Consider the following 16,547-nt stretch of genomic DNA (forward strand, 5'->3'; position numbering starts at 1 on the left):
GCACATGGTGGCATGGAGGAAACCGACGCCGTCCTGGCCGGTGTGGGAGCGCGGCTGCGCGCCCTGCGCACCGCCCGTCAGACCACCCTGGCCGCCGTGTCCGAACGCACCGGGATCTCGGTGAGCACGCTGTCCCGGCTGGAGTCCGGCCACCGCAGGCCCACCCTGGAACTCCTGCTGCCCCTGGCCCGGGAGTACGGCGTCCCGCTCGACGAACTCGTCGGCGCCCCCGCCACCGGCGACCCCCGCATCCACCCCCGCCCCTTCACCCGCGACGGCAGGACCTACGTGCCCCTCACCCGCCACCTCGGCGGGCTGCACGCCTACAAGCTGGTCGTCCCCGGGGTCCGGCCCGGCCGCACCGACCGTCCGGAGCTGCGCACCCACGACGGCTACGAGTGGATCTACGTCCTGTCCGGCCGACTGTGGCTCGGCCTGGGGGAGCGGGAACTCGTCCTCGGTCCCGGCGAGGCCGCCGAGTTCGACACCCGCGTGCCACACGCCTTCACCGCGGCCGACGAGCGGGCCGTCGAGTTCCTGAGCCTCTTCGGCCCCCAGGGCGAGCGGCTCCACGTCCGCGCCCGGCCCGCCTCCTCCTGACCCGGCCCCTCCCAACCACCCGCCCGACCACCCCGCCCCACCCCACCCGCCGGCCTCCGCCCCTCGGGCCGGATCGAGTACGCCCGCCCAGGGAACGGGATGTGACGACCCGTCGGCCGACCGGTCCGGCGGGCGAGGCGGCGCGCCGTCACCCGGGCGTGTCCACCACCGGGTCGGAGTCCAGCGCGCCAAGCCCGCCGATCGGACCGCCGCGGTCGGCCAATCCGTCCTCAAGGCCGTCCGCCAGGCTGTCCTCCAGGCTCTGTTCCAGGTCAACCAGCTCCGGCGGACCCTCCGGCCCCTCCGCGGCCGGATGCGGGCGCCCGGCAGGATGGTCCGCCCGGTCCGCCCGGTCCGCCCGGTCCGCCCGGTCCGCCCGGTCCGCCCGGTCCGGGTAGTCCGGATCGCCGGGACCCAGGTCCGCGGCCGGGCCGTCCCACCGGGCCGGCGCGCCGTCCTCGGCTGCCGGCGCCAGCGCGCCGCTGACCAGCCCCGTCCGCCCGAGGGACACCAGCTCGCCGCACAGCTCGGCAGCGTCCCGCGCCTGCTGCTCCAGGTCGCGCAGCGCCCGGAACGCCGCGCCGTACCGCCGCTGGTCGGCCAGGCCCAGCTGCGGTACCCGGGTTCCGCGCACGTCCGGGCGCGAGGAGCCGATCGTCCCGCCCGCCCGCCGCCGCGCGCCGCCCCCGAGCGGGCCGGACAGGAACCCCTGGAGGAAGTCGGTGTCCAACTGCTCGCTCACCGACACCGGTTCGCCGTCGGCGAACTCCACCAGCCCGGCCCGTGCCAGCTCCGCCACCCCCGGCAGCACTCCGTCCGAGCCCGACCCGGCGCCGGGGCCCGCCGCGAGCTCGGGCAGCGCCCCCCGCAGCGCGGCCAGCAGCTCGTCCAGCCGGTCGCACAGCCGCCGGTACTCCGCCGCGGTGTCCCGGCGCACACCGGCCACGTGCGCCGCCGGCGTCAGGTCCACCACCTCGTCCAGCAGGTCGATCAGCGGCACCTCGGCGACCTGCTCCGGGCGCGGCGCGAACGGGCCGCCCGGCGGGTTCCCCGACACGTCGACCATCCGCACCGATCCCGTGCCCCCGTCCACCGGGCGGGTGAGGAACCACAGGTGGACCGGCAGCGTGTGGCCGGAGGCCACCCCCGGAGGCAGCCCCACCACCTGCCGCAGCACCCCCCGCCGCACCAGCTCCGCGCGGATGCGCCGCCCCGCCTTGCGGTACGCCACCGACGCCGGCATCACCAGCACCGCGCGGCCGCCGGGCGCCGTGTGCGCGTACGCGTGCTGGAGCCAGGCGAGTTCGCTCTCCGCCCGGGACGGCACCCCCAACTCCCAGCGCGGGTCCAGGAGCAGGTCCTCCCGGCCCCAGTCCACCCAGCCCGACGGGGGATCGCACACCACCAGATCCGCCCGCGCCCCCGCCCACCGGTCCGCCCGCAGCGAGTCGCCCGACCGTATCCGGGTCCGCCCGCCGCCGGCCAGTACCGCCCGGAGCCGGGCGAACTCCGCCATGTCCGGGTCGAGTTCCTGGCCGAGCCGGACCGCGGCCGACTCCCGGCCCACCCCAAGCAGCAGCGACCCGACACCGCACGCCGGGTCGAAGACCGTCGCTCCGTCCGCCACCGGTTCGGTGAACCAGCGCACCGCCGCCAGCAGTCGCGAGGACGTGACCGGCTCCGCCCCCGCCCGCCGCGACGACTGGAGGAACCGCCCGGTCAGCGCCTCCAACAGCTCGGCCGGGGCGACCTCCTGAACCGTCCGCCCGATCTGCTCCACCAGCTCCTTGTCCAGCTCCGCGGGCACCGAGGAGTCCACCAGCAGCCGCGCCACCGAGGCCAGCCCGCGCACCAGGTCGTCGCCGAACTCCCCGCGCAGCAACCGCCATACGCGCTCGGCGCCGCCGGCCTCCTGGCCCTTCTCCTGCCGGGCCAGCCACGCGCGCACCTCCGCCAGCCGGAACAGCGGGCTGTTCGCGCGGCCGCCGGCCGGGGCGGGGAAATCCTCGTGCCGCCGACGCCAGTTGGACACCGCCGCCCGGGTCACCCCGGCCAACCGGGCGATCTCCGCACCGGTGACGAGCGGCTCGGCGGCCGAGCGGGGGTCGACGCTCATGGCGGCAACCGTACACGGCCCCCCGACTCCGCTCCAGGGCCGGATATGTTGGCGTCGTACACGCATCTGCCGCGTATCCTCCCGTCGGACATGAACGCTCGGTGAAGACTCCTGCACGCCGGTACCACGGCGGACCGCTCTCACGTAGGGCCCGGAGGGGCTCCGTCCGGCTCTCCGTCCGGCTCGACGGCCCGTCGCCGTGCTCGGTCCAGCCCGCCGCGCGGGGGGCGCGGACCGCCGTGGGTGGTGGGCACGCCCTGCCCGGTGTCAGGCCCTGCCCGGACGGCGGCCCGTTCGGCGGCGTTTCCGCGTCACGAGGTGAGGAGCGTCCAGGGGTTCGGGGCGGCGAGGGCGAGGCGGGGTCTGCGCGAGGCCCAGTGGCGTACCGCGGTCTCCATGACCGCGGCCGGGTCGCGGACCGTCCTCGTGGGCTCGAAGGGCGACGACATGCTGGTGTAGCTCTGGAACATGGCCAGGAGCCGGACCGCGTGGTGCTGGAACGGCGACAGGTACCGCTCCGCCAGCGGCAGGTAGAACCGGTTCCACGTCTCCGTCGGGACGAACGGCGGCTGGTCGACGGGGGCGACACCGTGGCGGGCCCGGACCTCGTTCAGCGTCCGGCAGGTGATGCCGATCATGGCGGACAGGCGCAGGCTGCCTCCGCCGCCCGCGACCACCTCGACCCGCGGGGACGCCGGGGGCGGGGCGAGCGCGGCCGCGGCGACCGCCTCCGCGACGTCGTCGACGGGGCTGATCTCCGCGTAACCGTCCGGGTCGCCGACGACGACGGCGGCGAGGCCGGAGACCAGCGCGTGGATGATCGTGTACGGACCGGAGAAACGGGCGATCCGTCCGTTGTCGCGCCGGCCCACGATCAACGGCGGCCGGACGATCGTCAGCGGCCCGCCGTGCTCCTCGCGCACCAGGGACTCGCAGGCGGCCTTCGACCACTCGTAGCCGTTGCGGTACCCGTCGAAGTCCGCGCCGCGCAGGTCGGCGGAGGCCCGCGACCCGCCCACGTACGCCGTCGAGACGTGGACGACGTGGGTGTCCCCGTCGGCCAGGGCCAGCACCGCCCGCAGCGGTTCCACGTTGGCCGCCAGCGCCTCGGCCCTGCTCATGGTCCAGCGGGTGGAGGCGGCGGTGTGCACGATGACGTCCCAGTGCCCCGACAGCTCCCGTGGCGGCGGCTCGCTCCCGATGTCCCAGGCCGTCAGTTCCGCGTCCGAGGCCCTTCTGGCCACCCGGGTGAGCGGCCCGGGACAGGAGGGGTCCGCGCGCAGCCGGTCGACGACTTCGGTGCCCACCACCCCGGTGGCGCCGGTGACAAGGGTTCGCATGTGTTGGCCGTTCCGTGAGTCGGAGCAGGGGCAGGGGCAGGGGCAGGAGCAGGGGTAGGAGCAGGGGTGTCGGCGGTGGGAGCGCGCACGGGTACGGGCGGCTGCGGCGGGCCGGGCCCGTCAGGCCGGCGGCGCCAGCACCAGGCACGCGTTCTGCCCGCCGAACCCGAAGGAGTTGGAGAGCACGGGCCCGGGGGCGATCGTGCGGGGCGCGCCGATCACCACGTCCACCAGGCCGGACTCCGGGCTGCCGAGCGTGTTCGCGATCGGCGGGACCACCCCCCGGGCGGCGCAGAGCAGCGCCAGCAGCGCCTCCAACGCGCCCGATCCGCCGATGAGGTGGCCGCTCACGCCCTTGACGGCCGTCAGGGGCGGCGGCCGTCCCGCGAAGGACCGTTCGACGGCGGTCGCCTCCGCCCTGTCGTTCAGCAGCGTCGAGGTGCCGTGCGCGCTGATGTGGCCGATGTCGGCCGGCGCGAGGCCGGCGTCCGCGATGGCGAGCCGCATGCACTCGGCCGCCGTCGCCGCCTCGGGGTCCGGCGCGGCGATGTGGAAGGCGTCGCAGTTGGCGGCGTAGCCCGTGACCTCGCCGTAGATCCTCGCCCCCCGGGCGAGGGCCAGGTCCCGTCTCTCCAGCACGAGCACGGCGGCTCCCTCGCCGATGACGAAGCCGTCCCGGTCGGCGTCGAAGGGGCGGCTGGCCAGGCCGGGTTCGCCGCTGCGCGAGGACAGCGCCCGCATCTTCGCGAAGCCGCCCACGACGGTGGTCGTGACGGGCGCGTCGACGCCGCCCGCCACCGCGGCGTCCAGCTCGCCGTACTGGATGCGGCGGGCGGCCTCGCCGATGGCGGTGGTGCCGCTCGCGCACGAGGTGGAGTACGTCGTGCAGTTGCCGCGGAAGCCGTAGCGCATCGCCACCCGGCAGGCCGGCGAGTTCGTCATGGCCCTGGGGACGGTGTGCACCGGCATCGTCATCGGCCGCGCCCCGTAGTCGAAGGTGGTGGCCTCCATCGTCACGAGCCCGCCGATCCCCGTACCGACCTGGACGCCCACGCGCGAGGGCGGCAGGTCGGCGAGGGCCTGCTCGCCCGCGTCGGAGACCGCGTCCACGGCGGCGCAGAGCAGCAGCGTCGTCGGCCGGTCCAGCTGGCGGCGCTCGCGCCGCGTGATGTACGGGTCGACGTCGAACTCCGGCACCAGGCAGGCGATGGTGACGGCGACCTCGGCCCGCGCCTCCGCCAGGTGCCGCGCGACGGCGGCGGTCGACTCGGCGGAGAGCAGCCGCGCGTAGGCCGCCTCGGCGTCGTTGCCCGCGGACGACTTGACGCCGAGGCCGGTGACGACGACCCGGACCCGCCCGGGCGGGGGGCCGCCGCTCATGCGGGCCGTGCCAGGCGCTTCTCGAGCAGGTCGACGGCGTCGCCGACGGTCCTGGCCTCCAGGAGGTCGGAGACCGGGATCTTCACCCGCAGGACGTTCTCCAGCCGGGCGCCGACGTCCATCAGCTCCAGGCTGTCGATGCCGAAGTCGGCTCCGAGGTCGGTGCTCTCGCCGATGTCGTCCAGCTCCGTGCCGAGGACGTCCGAGACGGCCGTCCTGACGGTGCGGGAGAGTTCCGCCCGGGTGAGGGCGGGGGCGGGCGCGGTGCCGGTGGCCGGCCCGCCGGGGCGGCCACCGGGGTCAGCCGGTTCCGCCCCGCTCACCGGTCCGGCCGGGTCCGTCGGCGAGCGCTCGCCCTGCCGCTCCATGCGGTCCATACCTGTCTCTTCCGTGTGCGGTGTGGGGGCGTCGCCGGCACGAGGGGCGGTGCGTGCCGCGTGCCGGGTTGCCGGGTGCCGTGGAGGTGCGGAGCCCTCTCGGGGCTGGGAACGGGTCTGGGAACGGGGCCGGGACGGGGGTCGCTCGGGCGGACGGCCGGGCCGCCGGGCCGCCGGGCGGCCGCTCACCGCTGCGCCGCCCCGGCGGCCGAGCGCGCCGCCACCGTGATCGCCGCGTCGAGGATCTCGGCCGCCTCCGCGATGTCCGACTCCGTGCTGACCAGGGGCGGGAGCAGCCGTACGGTGCCGGGGCGCCCCAGGCACGGCGACACCAGCAGCCCCGCGCCGGCGAGTTCGACCACCACCGATCCGGCCACCGCGGGCGTGGCGAAGTCGATCCCGCGCAGCAGGCCCCTGCCGCGGATCGCGGCGATCACCTCGCCGTGCCGGCCGGCGAGTTCGTCCAGCGCGGTGTCCAGCGCGGCGGCGAGGACCCTGCCGTGTGCGGCCGCTGCCTCGATCGCGGTGAGCGCGGCGGGCAGCGCCGCGCAGCTGAGCGGGTGGCCCCCGAAGGTCGCCGAGTGCAGGAAGGGGTCGGTGCTCAGCGGGGCGTACAGCTCCTCCGAGCAGACCAGGGCCGACAGCGGTACGACGCCTCCGCCCAGCGGCTTGCCGACCAGTACCGCGTCGACGGGCAGACCGGCGGCGAGGGCGAGGGAGCGCTCCCCGCATCTGCGCAGTCCGCACTGGATCTCGTCGGCGATGGTGAACGTGCCGTGCCGCGCGGCGTCGGCGCACCACTGGCGCAGCACGTCGACGGGAAGGACGGCCGCTCCGTTCTCGCCCTGCACGGGTTCGAAGACGACCGCGGCGACCTCCCCGCCGCGCACCTCCCGCAGCACGGCGCCGGGGTCGTCGGGCGGGACGTGGACGACGTCCACGGCCGCGCCCAGCAGCCCCCGCCGGTAGAGGGGGCTGTGGGTGAGGGCCAGGGCGCCGAGGGACTTGCCGTGGAAGCCGCCCCGCACCGCCAGGACCCGGCCGCGTCCGGTGACGAGGCGCGCGAGCTTGACGGCGACCTCGACGGCGTCGGCGCCGTTGAGCCCGAAGTACACCTTCGGGAGGGCCTGCTGGAAGTACTCCGCGAGGTGGGCCGCGGCGCGCGCGGCCGTGGGGTTGGCGAGGCTGCGGGTCGAGGTGGGCATCGCGTCGAGCTGGCCGCGTACGGCCGCTAGGACGTCCGGGTGCCGGTGGCCCAGCAGGGTGACGGCGTACGAACCGAAGTCGAGGGCCGTACGCCCGTCGGACAGCGTCACCCGGCAGCCGTCGGCCGCCGTCTCGGTGGCGCCCCGGCCCGCGAACGAGCCGGTCAGGGCGAGCCGGGGCGACAGGTGGCGGCGGATCAGGTCGAAGGTGTCGCCGGACGGGACGGGGACGGCGCGGGGGGCGGGAGGTCCGCCGGACGCGCCGAGAGCTGCGGTCATACGCGGTCGCGCTCCTCTTGGGCTTCGCGGGCGGGAGGGGGCACACTCGCCGGAGCCGCCGCCCCGTCGCCGGCCGGGCTCCCCGCGGCTCCCGGACCGCACCCCCCGGCGGCCGCCCCGCCGGCCAGCAGCCGGCGCTCCAGCGCCGTCAGCATCTGGGCGGCGTTCTCCCGCAGGGCGTCCGCCGCGACGGGGTTGAGCAGGTCGGCCAGGAGCGGAATGCCGATGTCGAACGTGACGTGCAGGCAGACCCTGCTGTGTCCGCCGGGCGCGGGCCGCACCCCCCAGTGGCCGGCGAACTCGCCGAGGTCGCCGGTGACCTGGCGGAAGTCGAAGCGGCGGGCGACCGGGTCGATCACCTCGTCCTCGGTCCACTGGAGCACGGACCCCTTGAGCCGCACCGACCAGGCGCTCGTACGGCGGTGTTCGTCGGCCTGCCGGATGATCGTGACGGAGTCGACGCTGTCCATGCACGCGGCGAAGGACTCGACGTCCACGACGGCGGCCCACGCGGCCTCCGGCGGTACGGCGATGGGGAGATCGACCTCTACTCGGGGCATGGAGAGGGGGCACCTTCCTGGTCGGCGTTGCTCGGGGGCTCCGCGGCCCGCGCGGGTGGGTGCGGGCCGAGTGCCTGCGTCCGGGCGGCCGCGAGGGCCGGCGGCAGCAGCCGGCGCAGCACGGCGCGGGGCAGCGGACGCAGGTGGGTGATCGCGTACGACTGCTCGATCAGCCGGCAGCCGAACTCGACCTTGGGGGTGTACGCGGTCTGCGCGAAGCGGATGTGGCGGCATCCCGCGTCGAGTGCCAGGCGGATCGCCGCGTAGTGGACGTTGTGGTAGAGGCGGGCGTCGTGCGCCAGCGCGTAGTCGAGGCCGATTCTCGCCCCGGTGGCGCCGCGGCCGCTGAAGAGGCAGAGCAGGAAGGCGACGAGCCGTTCACCGTCGAAGCAGGCCACGAGGCGCCGGTCCGGCCCGGGGCCGGCCGCGAGGGCGGTGAGGAAGCGGGCGTCGAGGACGTCGAGCCGTTGGTCGGCGCGCTCCATGACCTGCCGGTAGAGGTCGAGCATGTCCGGTACGAGGTGGCGGAAGTCCTCGACGGTCTCCATCCGCAGCCCGGGGTGGGCGGCGAACTTGCGGATGTTGCTGCGGGCGTTGCGCCGCGGTTTGGCCGGGAGCCGCTCGACGTACTGGTCGAACGTGGCTGCGGAAAGGGGGAGTTCGGTGTCGGGCAGGCTCGGCACCGAGAAGAAGCCGGCGGCGCCGAGGGCGGCGCGCAGCGGGGCGAGGCCGGCCTCGGCGAAGTCCTTGAGGACCACGGTGCCGAGGCGCTCGGTCCGCGCGAAGCGGAGCACGGCGTCGACCAGCACCCCGCCGACCTCGTCGGTGAGCGGCCCGGCGGTGAGGACGTGGCCCTGGCCCAGGAGGTTGCCGCAGAAGAGCATCGGCACCCGCAGCAGGCCGGGCGCCACCTTCCGCACGGGGGCGAGGAGTCCGCGCTCACGCGGGCCGACGACGTCGTCGAGCCGGAGGTTCCTGAAGAGGCACAGGGGCAGGACCGCCTCGGCCCGGCTGCCTCTGCGCACCACCAGATAGGCGTAGCCGTCGGGCCCGATGCCGCCGCACTCCATGGCCCGGAAGACGGCGGGGGACCACATGGGGTCGTCGGGCGGGGCCAGTTCACGCCAGACCGACGGCGGCAGCGCGTCGATCGAACGCAGCACCTCGACGCGGCAGGCGGCACCGTCGTCACCTTCATGCTCCATGCGCCACCAGCTCCTGCTCCCTGTCGGTGTCGGGTCGATCCGGGCGGGGTACGGCGGGTCGGGGCCGCCGCGGCCGGACGCGCGGGGCGAGGGGCTGGGGGCGAGGGGCCCGCCGTGCGCGTCCGGCGGGCGGAGGCGCGGAGGCGCGGGGCGTCCGGGGCTGTCCCGGGGCCGCCCCGGGGGCCGCGCCTTCAGCCGATACGCAGGGGGGCGCCGTTCAGGAAGTCCCGCAGGGGGCCGCCCATACGGGCCCGGGACGGCGGGTGGAAGGTGAGGCAGGTGGCGGCGGAGGCGAGGTAGGCGGTGTCGGGCGCTCTGATGAACGCCATGCCGCCGAGCGCCGCCTGGCAGGCCGTGGTGGTGCGGGCGATGGCGTCCTGCGCCGCGTATCTGGCCGACAGCGCGTCGGCGAGCAGTCCCTCGCCCCACTCCTCCGTGTCCATGGCTCTGGCGACCGATTCGACGGAGAGCATCGCGGCCTCGATGTCGACCAGGAAGGGCGTCGGGTCCTGCGGGCCGCCCCCCTTGCCGAGGACGCGCTCGACGAGGGCGCTGGCGACTCCGATGTAGCCGGCGGTCAGCAGGAGTTCGAACCAGAGGAAGCCGGCGAGGTTCAGCTCGTCGGGGACGGCGTCGGCGGTGACCCGGGTGACGACCACCATCGCGGGGTCGAGTTCGACGTCGGTGAGCACGACCTGGTCGCTCTCGGCGCCGGCGAGCACGGGAGAGGACCAGAAGGGGCGCACCTCGATACCGGGTGAGCCCGCGGGGACGAGGGCGACGGCGAGCCGGTCGACGCCGTCCTCGTCCGCCATCACGACGGAGGCGGTCAGCAGGTCCATCGAACGGGACAGGCTGCACGGCATCTTGCTGCCGTTCAGCAGGACCTGTCCGCCGGCCGTGCGGCGGGCGGTGAGGTGCGGCCCCAGGATGTTCTGCCCGGTGTTGCCCTCCGCGAACGCGGAGGCGAGCAGGAGCCGGTCCTTGGCGATGGCTTCGAGCAGCAGCCCCTCCGTGCCGTTGCCGTACGCGGCGGCCCGGACGAGCCCCGCGATCGAGAAGTGGTGCATGGTGGTCGCCACCGCGAGTGAGGGGCAGCGGGAGCCGACGGCCCGTTGTACCCGTACGGCCTGCAGGGGGGTGGCCCCGATGCCGGCGTTCTGGGTGGGGACCAGCAGGGCGGGGCCGCCCGCGGCGCGGAACTCGGCGATGGCGGGGCTCGGCGCGCTTTCCAGTTCGGTCAGCGGATGGCGGGCAAGGGCCGCGTCCAGCCCCGGCAGCAGGGCTTCGACGGTGGCGCGTTCACGGTGCAGGAACGTCACGGGTGGTGCCTCTCGTCCGGCGGCGGTGGGGGCCGGTTCGGTGGGGGCGGCGTCAGCCTCGCGCGGTCAGCGGCAGGTTCTCGAAGGCCCGCAGGCTGATGGACGCGCGACGCAGGGGCGGGCCGGCCGCGATCAGGGACGGCAGGCGCTGCGGGAGCTGTTCGAGGAGCTCCCCGCCCTCCACGCGGGCGAGCGCCGCGCCCAGGCAGTAGTGGAGTCCCGCGCTGAAGCCGAGCACCTTGATGTTGTCGCGCCGGATGTCGAACGTGTCGGGGTCCGGGTGGCGTTCGGGGTCGCGGTTGGCGGCGGCGAGCACGGTGGTCACGTTGGCGCCCTCGGGGACGGTCACCCCGGCCACGTCGATCGGCTCGGCGGCGACACGCTCGGTCATCCGCACCGGGGTGTCCCAGCGGAGGGCCTCCTCCACGGCCTGCGGGGCCAGCTCGGGTTTCCTCGCGAGCAGGTCCCACTGGTCGCGGTGGGTGAGCAGGGCGTGCACCGCCAGGCCGAGCAGGCTGGCGGTGGTCTCGAAGCCGGCGACCAGGACGAGCAGGAGCGTGTCGACGAGTTCGGCCTCCGAGAGGCGTCCGTCGTCGGTGTCGCGTACCGCCAGCAGGACCGAGGTGAGGTCGTCGGCCGGCTGCCTTCTGCGGAGGGCGATGAGGTCGGTGAAGTACGCGCGCAGTGCCACCACGGCCTGGTCGGCGCGCTGCCAGTCCTCCGGGGAGCGGACGGGTTCGAGGATCCGGCCCGCGTCCTGGCCGAGCCGGTGGAACTGCCCCTGCTCCTCGACCGGGACCCCGATGAGATGGCCGATGACGGCCACGGGCAGGGGATAGCCCACGAGTTCCTGGAAATCGGCGCTGCCGCCGTCCGAGGTGGCGTCGGCGAAACCGTCGAGAAGGCGCGCGGTGATATCCCGGACGGTGTGCCGCAGCGCGCCGACGCGGCGCGAACTGAAGCCGCCGCCGACGAGGCGCCGCAGCCGTGCGTGATCGGTTCCGTTGCTGCGCAGCATCGAGGAGTAGAAGAATTCGGCGCTCGGGTGGTCGCGCCAGTCGGGCACCTCGCGTGCGCACCAGTCGAGGTCGGGAACGAGGAATTCGGGATGGGTGAGGACGGCCTGGCAGTCCGCGAACCGGGTCAGGAAGTACGTGTCGAATTCTGCGTTGTAGTAGACGGGTTCGGTCCGCCGGAGCTCCGCGAGTGCCGGGTAGGGGTTTTCCCCGCCCTCCGGGGTGAAAATCGAGAACAACAGCGCTTGCGGATCCACCTGATCCTCTTCGGTCTTCGTTGCTCTGCCCTGGCTCTTCTCTGCCCTGGCTTTTCTCTGAAGGGGGAGACGCAGGCGGTGTCCGGCATGCGGCGTGCGGCATACGGCCTGTTCCCGCAACGAAGCTTAACCGGCCCATCAAATTCGCTCGGGTGGGTCTGTCTGCTTACAAGCGGTTTGGGCGGTAATAATCGCCCCTGACGAATGAACGAGGGCACTGGTGTGCGCATGAGCATGGCCCATGTGAATGGGTCATAGGATGAGGAGGATATCGGCTTTCGTTACCCGCGGCGCGGATTCGGCCCCCCGGCCTTGTAGGGGACACCTGTTCCCGTTTTCTGCGTCAGCGCCCCAACGGGCCGCCGGCTCGGCACGCGGGGTAGCCGGACGGAAGCCGGACGGAAGTCAGAGCGGAAGCCGGACGGAAGCCGGACCGGTATCCGAACGAACGCGTCCCGGAAGCCGGACCGTTGAAACGCCGGCGCCCGCACCCGGTCCCCGCCGGGTACGCGGCGGCCCCGGCCCCCGCGACCTCCCCCGCCGGGAGGCTGCGGGCGACCGGGGCCGCCGTTCGTGCCGCGCCCCGCGTGGGGCGCGGCCTCCTCGCTCCCTCGGGCCCTCACCCGAACCCGAAGGGGCGTTCCTGTGCGCGGCGGGCCGTCCGGAGCCATTCCGCTCCGGTCGGCCCGCCGCGCCGAGTGCGACCGGGCCGTGCCGTCAGCGGATCGGCCCGAGGCGGTCCCGGGTCAGGACCGCTCGGCGCCGTCACCGCCGAGGTCGACGCCGAACTCCGCGTGCAGGCGCCGCGTGTGGTCGACGTACCGGGCCTGGCCGGTCAGCGTGGCGGCCACGGTCAGCCGCAGGTCCGTGCTGGACGCGCCGAGCCGCAGCTCCAGCGCGCCCGGCTCGACCACGCGCCGCCCGTCGCGTCCGGTGAAGGACGCGAGGTCGGCCGGGACCTCGACGCTCACCCGGGCGGACTGCCCGGGCGCCAGCGGCAGCCGCTGGTAGCCGACCAGCCGCTGCACCGGCTGCACCACCGAGGCCACCGGGTCGTGCAGGTACATCTGCACCACCTCGGTGCCCTCGCGGTCACCGGTGTTGCGGACCGTGAAGGAGAACCGCAGCTCTCCGTCGGTGCCCGCCTGGAGCTCCTCGACCTGGAGGTCCGTCCACTGGAAGGAGGTGTACGTCAGGCCGTGCCCGAAGGCGAAGGCGGCCGTCGGGTCGATGTTCGACGCGTCGCTGCGCTGGCCGAGCTTCGCCGTCAGGTAGGTCGCCGGCTGGCTGCCGGGACCGCTCGGGACGCTGACCGGCAGGCGGCCGCTGGGGGACACCCTGCCGGAGAGGATCCCGGCCAGCGCCTGGGTGCCGGCCTCGCCCGGGAAGAACGTCTGGACGATCGCCGCCGACTCCGTGACGGCCCGGCCCAGCGCGTAGGGGCGGCCCGCCAGCAGCGTGACCACCACCGGCGTGCCGGCGTCCAGCAGGGCGTCGAGCAGCTGCTGCTGCACGCCCGGCAGGGCCAGGGACTCCGCGTCGCAGCCCTCGCCGCTGGTGCCGCGGCCGAACAGGCCGGCCCGGTCGCCCAGCGCCAGCACCACGACATCGCTCTGCCGGGCGAGCGCCACGGCCTCGGCGAAGCCGTCGGTCTCCGGCGTGTCGACGGTGCAGCCGGCCGCCACGATGATCTCGCTGTCCGGGAACTCCGCGGTCAGCGCCTCGCGCACGGTGGGCAGTTCGACGCCGACCGGCACGTCCGGGTGGTGCACCCCGACGTGCATGGGGAAGGCGTAGCAGCCCAGGACGGACGTCGCGGTCTCGGCGTTGGGGCCGATCAGCGCGATGCGGGCCGGGCGGTCCAGCGGCAGGGCGCCGTCGTTGCGCAGCAGCACCACACTCTCCTCGGCGACTGCCCGGGCCACCTCGCGGTTGGCGGGGCTGTCGAGGTCGACGGTGCCGCGCAGCACCTCAAGGTCGCTGGTGTCGACGCCGGCCAGGACCGGCGGAACCGGGTCCCAGTCGGGGTCGAGCAGGCCGATCTCGGCCTTCTGGGCCAGCACCCGGCGCAGCGCCTGGTCCACGAGCTCCTCGGGGACCACGCCGTCGGCGATGGCCTTCAACAGCGGCTCGCCGAAGGCGTTCACGGTGGGCAGTTCGACGTCGACGCCCGCGGCCAGCGCGGCTCCGGCCGCCTCGCCGAGGGTGGCGGTGACGCGGTGCTGCGTGTGCAGGAAGGCGACGCCGAAGTAGTCGGCGACGATGGTGCCGGTGAAGCCCCAGGTGTCCCGGAGCAGGCCGGTGAGCAGGTCCTTGTCGGCGTGCGAGGCGATGCCGTCGGTGTCGGTGTACGCCGCCATCACCGAGCGCACACCGCCTTCGCGCACCGCCATCTCGAACGGCGGCAGGATCACGTCGGCGCGTTCGCGGGGGCCCATCCCGATCGGGGCGTGGTTGCGCCCGGCCCGGGAGGCGGAGTAGCCCGCGAAGTGCTTGAGGGTGGCGATGACGCCCGCCGACTCCAGACCGCGCACGTAGGCGGTGGCGATGGTGCCCACCAGGTACGGGTCCTCGCCGATGGTCTCCTCGACCCGGCCCCAGCGGGCGTCGCGCACCACGTCGAGCACCGGGGCCAGGCCCTGGTGCACGCCGACGGAGCGCATGTCGCGGCCGATGCCCTCGGCCATGGTGCGCACCAGGTCGCGGTCGAAGGTGGCACCCCAGGCGAGGGGCACCGGGTACGCGGTGGCGCCCCAGGCGGCGAACCCGGCGAGGCACTCCTCGTGGGCGATCGCGGGGATGCCGAAACGATTCGCCGCGGTGATGTTGCGCTGGGTGCGCAGCAGGGACAGGGCACCGACCGCCGGGTCGACCGGCACGGTGCCGAACGACCTGGTGAGCTGGCCCAGCCCCTGGGGGAGCAGCTCCTCAAGGGGAACCGGCTCCTCCATCTCGTGCTGGAACGGGGCGACCTCGCCGCCCTCGTTCGAGGCACCGACCCACACGCCGTAGAGCTGGGCCACCTTCTCGGGCAGCGTCATCGCCGCTATCAGGGCGTCGGCGCGTTCCAGGGGGGACAGCGCGGAGTCCGCCCAGGGCGGGGTTTCGCGTTGTGTTTCTTCGACCACGGTGTCGGTCACTTTCCTCCGACGCCCATGAGTCCCTGGACCAGGGCCCGGCGGGCGAACAGGTAGACGATGAAGATCGGCAGCATCGAGAGCACCACTGCCGCCAGCAGGCTGGGGATGTCCACGCCGTGCTCGGTCTGGAAGTCGTACAGGCCCAGGGTGACGACCTTGGACGAGTCGGACTGCGTCAGCACCAGCGGGAACAGGAATCCGTTCCACGCCTGGAGCGCCGAGAACACGATGATCGTGGACAGGCCGCCCTTGGACAGCGGCAGCACCAGCTGGCAGAACACCCGCCACGGCGGGGCGCCGTCCATGGCCATGGCCTCGTACAGCTCGGGGCTGATGTCACGCATCACGCCGGTGAGCACGAGGGCGCAGACCGGCATGGAGAACGCCGCGGTCGGCAGGATGACGCCGATCAGGTTGTCGTACAGACCGGCCTTGTTGATGACGTAGAACATCGGCACGATCACCGCCTGGGCGGGGATCGCCAGACCGAGCAGGAACAGCCGGAAGGCGCCGGTGCTCAGCTTGCCGTTGCTGCGCACGATCGCGTAGGACAGCGGCGGTATCAGGAGCAGTACGAGGGCGACGACCGCGACGGTCACCAGCACCGTGTTGAGGAAGTACTGCCCGAAGCCGTTGCTGAAGTCCTGCGTGTAGTTGTGCAGCGTGAAGTGCTTGGGGAAGGACAGCGGGCCGTTCTCGCTGTAGTCGCTCTGGCTCTGCAGGGTCGCCGCGAGCATGACGTACAGCGGGAAGCCGACCACGAAGAGCCAGACCAGCGAGCCGAAGCCGGCGAGGAAGTTGGGACGCCTCTTCATCACACGCCCTCCGAGGTGCTGCGCATCTTGTCGTAGCCCGACACGCGCACGACGACGAGCGAGATGACCGTGGCGATGACGACCAGGACCAGAGCGATCGCCGAACCGCCGCCGAAGTTGAACGACTTGAAGGCCTGTTGGTACATGTAGTACGCGCTGATCGTGGTGTCGGTACCCGGTCCGCCCTGGGTCAGGATGAGCACCGTGTCGAAGGTGGTCAGACCGCCGACGATCATCAGGATCATCGAGGTGATCATGGTGTTGCGCAGCTGCGGCAGCGTGATGTAGAAGAACTGCCGCACCCGGCCGGCGCCGTCGAGCGCCGCCGCCTGGTAGAGCACCGGCGGGATGGCCCGGGTGGCGCCCTGGTAGATCAGGGTGTGGAAGGGCGTGTACTGCCAGGCGCCGACGAAGATCAGGACGCCGATGGCGCCCTTCTGCTCGCCGAGCAGGTTGCCGTTGCCGAACAGCCACTTGGCCTGCGCGGGCACACCGAAGTTCGGGTCGAGCAGCGCGCGCCACAGCACGGAGACCGCGGTGGCCGACAGCAGCAGCGGGATGAAGTAGACCGCCGACAGGATGGCGCGGTTGCGCTGCTTGCCGGCCGCCCACACGCCGAGCAGGATGCTCAGCGGAGTCTGGACGACGACGCCCAGCACGGTGATCAGGACGCTCAGCCAGAGGCTCTGGATCATCGTGTGGTCGTGGATGAGCGCGCGCCAGTTGGCCGTACCGGCCCACTCGGGGGAGCCGAGGCCGTTCCAGTTGGTGAACGACAGGACCGCGACCAGCACGAGCGGGAGGACGGCGAAGAGGACGAAGAACAAGGTGGCGGGGACCGCCCAGGCAAAGCCTGGGCGGGTCACCGCGGCGCCGGCCCGGCCGCGGGCAGCGGTCCGGCGCCTAGCCACCGTGGGTGAGGTGGTGGTCATCAG

At 74.0% G+C, this 16,547-nt stretch carries 13 protein-coding genes; 1 reads left to right on the forward strand and 12 read right to left on the reverse strand.

The window, feature by feature from the left end:
- Positions 1-12 precede the first annotated feature (12 nt).
- Entirely contained in the window at positions 13-600 is a 588-nt protein-coding gene (locus BS72_RS11350; protein WP_037909104.1) for a helix-turn-helix domain-containing protein, read from the forward strand.
- A gap of 148 nt (positions 601-748) precedes the next feature.
- Here the strand turns inward: BS72_RS11350 and BS72_RS11355 are convergent, their stop codons facing one another.
- From BS72_RS11355 to BS72_RS11410, 12 genes are all read right to left on the reverse strand, one after another.
- Positions 749-2,716, reverse strand: a complete 1,968-nt coding sequence (locus BS72_RS11355; protein WP_063836028.1) for an N-6 DNA methylase — start codon at positions 2,714-2,716, stop codon at positions 749-751.
- A 311-nt stretch (positions 2,717-3,027) separates the two neighbouring features.
- Positions 3,028-4,056, reverse strand: coding sequence for an SDR family oxidoreductase (locus BS72_RS11360; RefSeq protein ID WP_037909106.1), 1,029 nt, complete (start codon positions 4,054-4,056; stop codon positions 3,028-3,030).
- Positions 4,057-4,176: 120 nt separating this feature from the next.
- Complete coding sequence (locus BS72_RS11365; RefSeq protein ID WP_037909109.1) at positions 4,177-5,436, reverse strand: beta-ketoacyl-[acyl-carrier-protein] synthase family protein; 1,260 nt, start codon at positions 5,434-5,436, stop codon at positions 4,177-4,179.
- A complete protein-coding gene (locus BS72_RS11370) occupies positions 5,433-5,813 on the reverse strand; it encodes an acyl carrier protein (protein WP_232792331.1) in 381 nt (126 codons plus the stop codon). Before BS72_RS11370 ends, BS72_RS11365 begins: the two co-directional genes overlap by 4 nt.
- A 185-nt stretch (positions 5,814-5,998) precedes the next feature.
- Positions 5,999-7,297: an aspartate aminotransferase family protein gene (locus BS72_RS11375; RefSeq protein WP_198545853.1), complete on the reverse strand. Its 1,299-nt coding sequence runs from the start codon at positions 7,295-7,297 to the stop codon at positions 5,999-6,001.
- Positions 7,294-7,857 carry a type II toxin-antitoxin system RatA family toxin gene (locus BS72_RS11380; RefSeq protein ID WP_037909111.1) on the reverse strand — a complete coding sequence of 188 codons (564 nt, stop codon included), beginning with the start codon at positions 7,855-7,857 and terminating at the stop codon, positions 7,294-7,296. The genes BS72_RS11375 and BS72_RS11380 overlap by 4 nt, the downstream gene beginning before the upstream one ends.
- Complete coding sequence (locus BS72_RS11385) at positions 7,845-9,062, reverse strand: GNAT family N-acetyltransferase (RefSeq protein WP_037909114.1); 1,218 nt, start codon at positions 9,060-9,062, stop codon at positions 7,845-7,847. Before BS72_RS11385 ends, BS72_RS11380 begins: the two co-directional genes overlap by 13 nt.
- A gap of 191 nt (positions 9,063-9,253) precedes the next feature.
- Positions 9,254-10,384 carry an acyl-CoA dehydrogenase family protein gene (locus BS72_RS11390; protein WP_037909116.1) on the reverse strand — a complete coding sequence of 377 codons (1,131 nt, stop codon included), beginning with the start codon at positions 10,382-10,384 and terminating at the stop codon, positions 9,254-9,256.
- 52 nt (positions 10,385-10,436) lie between these two features.
- A complete protein-coding gene (locus BS72_RS11395; RefSeq protein WP_051950941.1) occupies positions 10,437-11,639 on the reverse strand; it encodes a cytochrome P450 in 1,203 nt (400 codons plus the stop codon).
- Positions 11,640-12,403: 764 nt separating this feature from the next.
- Complete coding sequence (locus BS72_RS11400) at positions 12,404-14,797, reverse strand: beta-xylosidase/alpha-l-arabinosidase (RefSeq protein ID WP_037909121.1); 2,394 nt, start codon at positions 14,795-14,797, stop codon at positions 12,404-12,406.
- Positions 14,794-15,612 carry a carbohydrate ABC transporter permease gene (locus BS72_RS11405; RefSeq protein ID WP_037909124.1) on the reverse strand — a complete coding sequence of 273 codons (819 nt, stop codon included), beginning with the start codon at positions 15,610-15,612 and terminating at the stop codon, positions 14,794-14,796. Before BS72_RS11405 ends, BS72_RS11400 begins: the two co-directional genes overlap by 4 nt.
- Positions 15,612-16,544, reverse strand: a complete 933-nt coding sequence (locus BS72_RS11410) for a carbohydrate ABC transporter permease (protein ID WP_037909127.1) — start codon at positions 16,542-16,544, stop codon at positions 15,612-15,614. The genes BS72_RS11405 and BS72_RS11410 overlap by 1 nt, the downstream gene beginning before the upstream one ends.
- Positions 16,545-16,547: the final 3 nt, after the last annotated feature.

Origin of the sequence: Actinacidiphila yeochonensis CN732 (assembly GCF_000745345.1) — a bacterium.
GTDB classification, from domain to species: domain Bacteria; phylum Actinomycetota; class Actinomycetes; order Streptomycetales; family Streptomycetaceae; genus Actinacidiphila; species Actinacidiphila yeochonensis.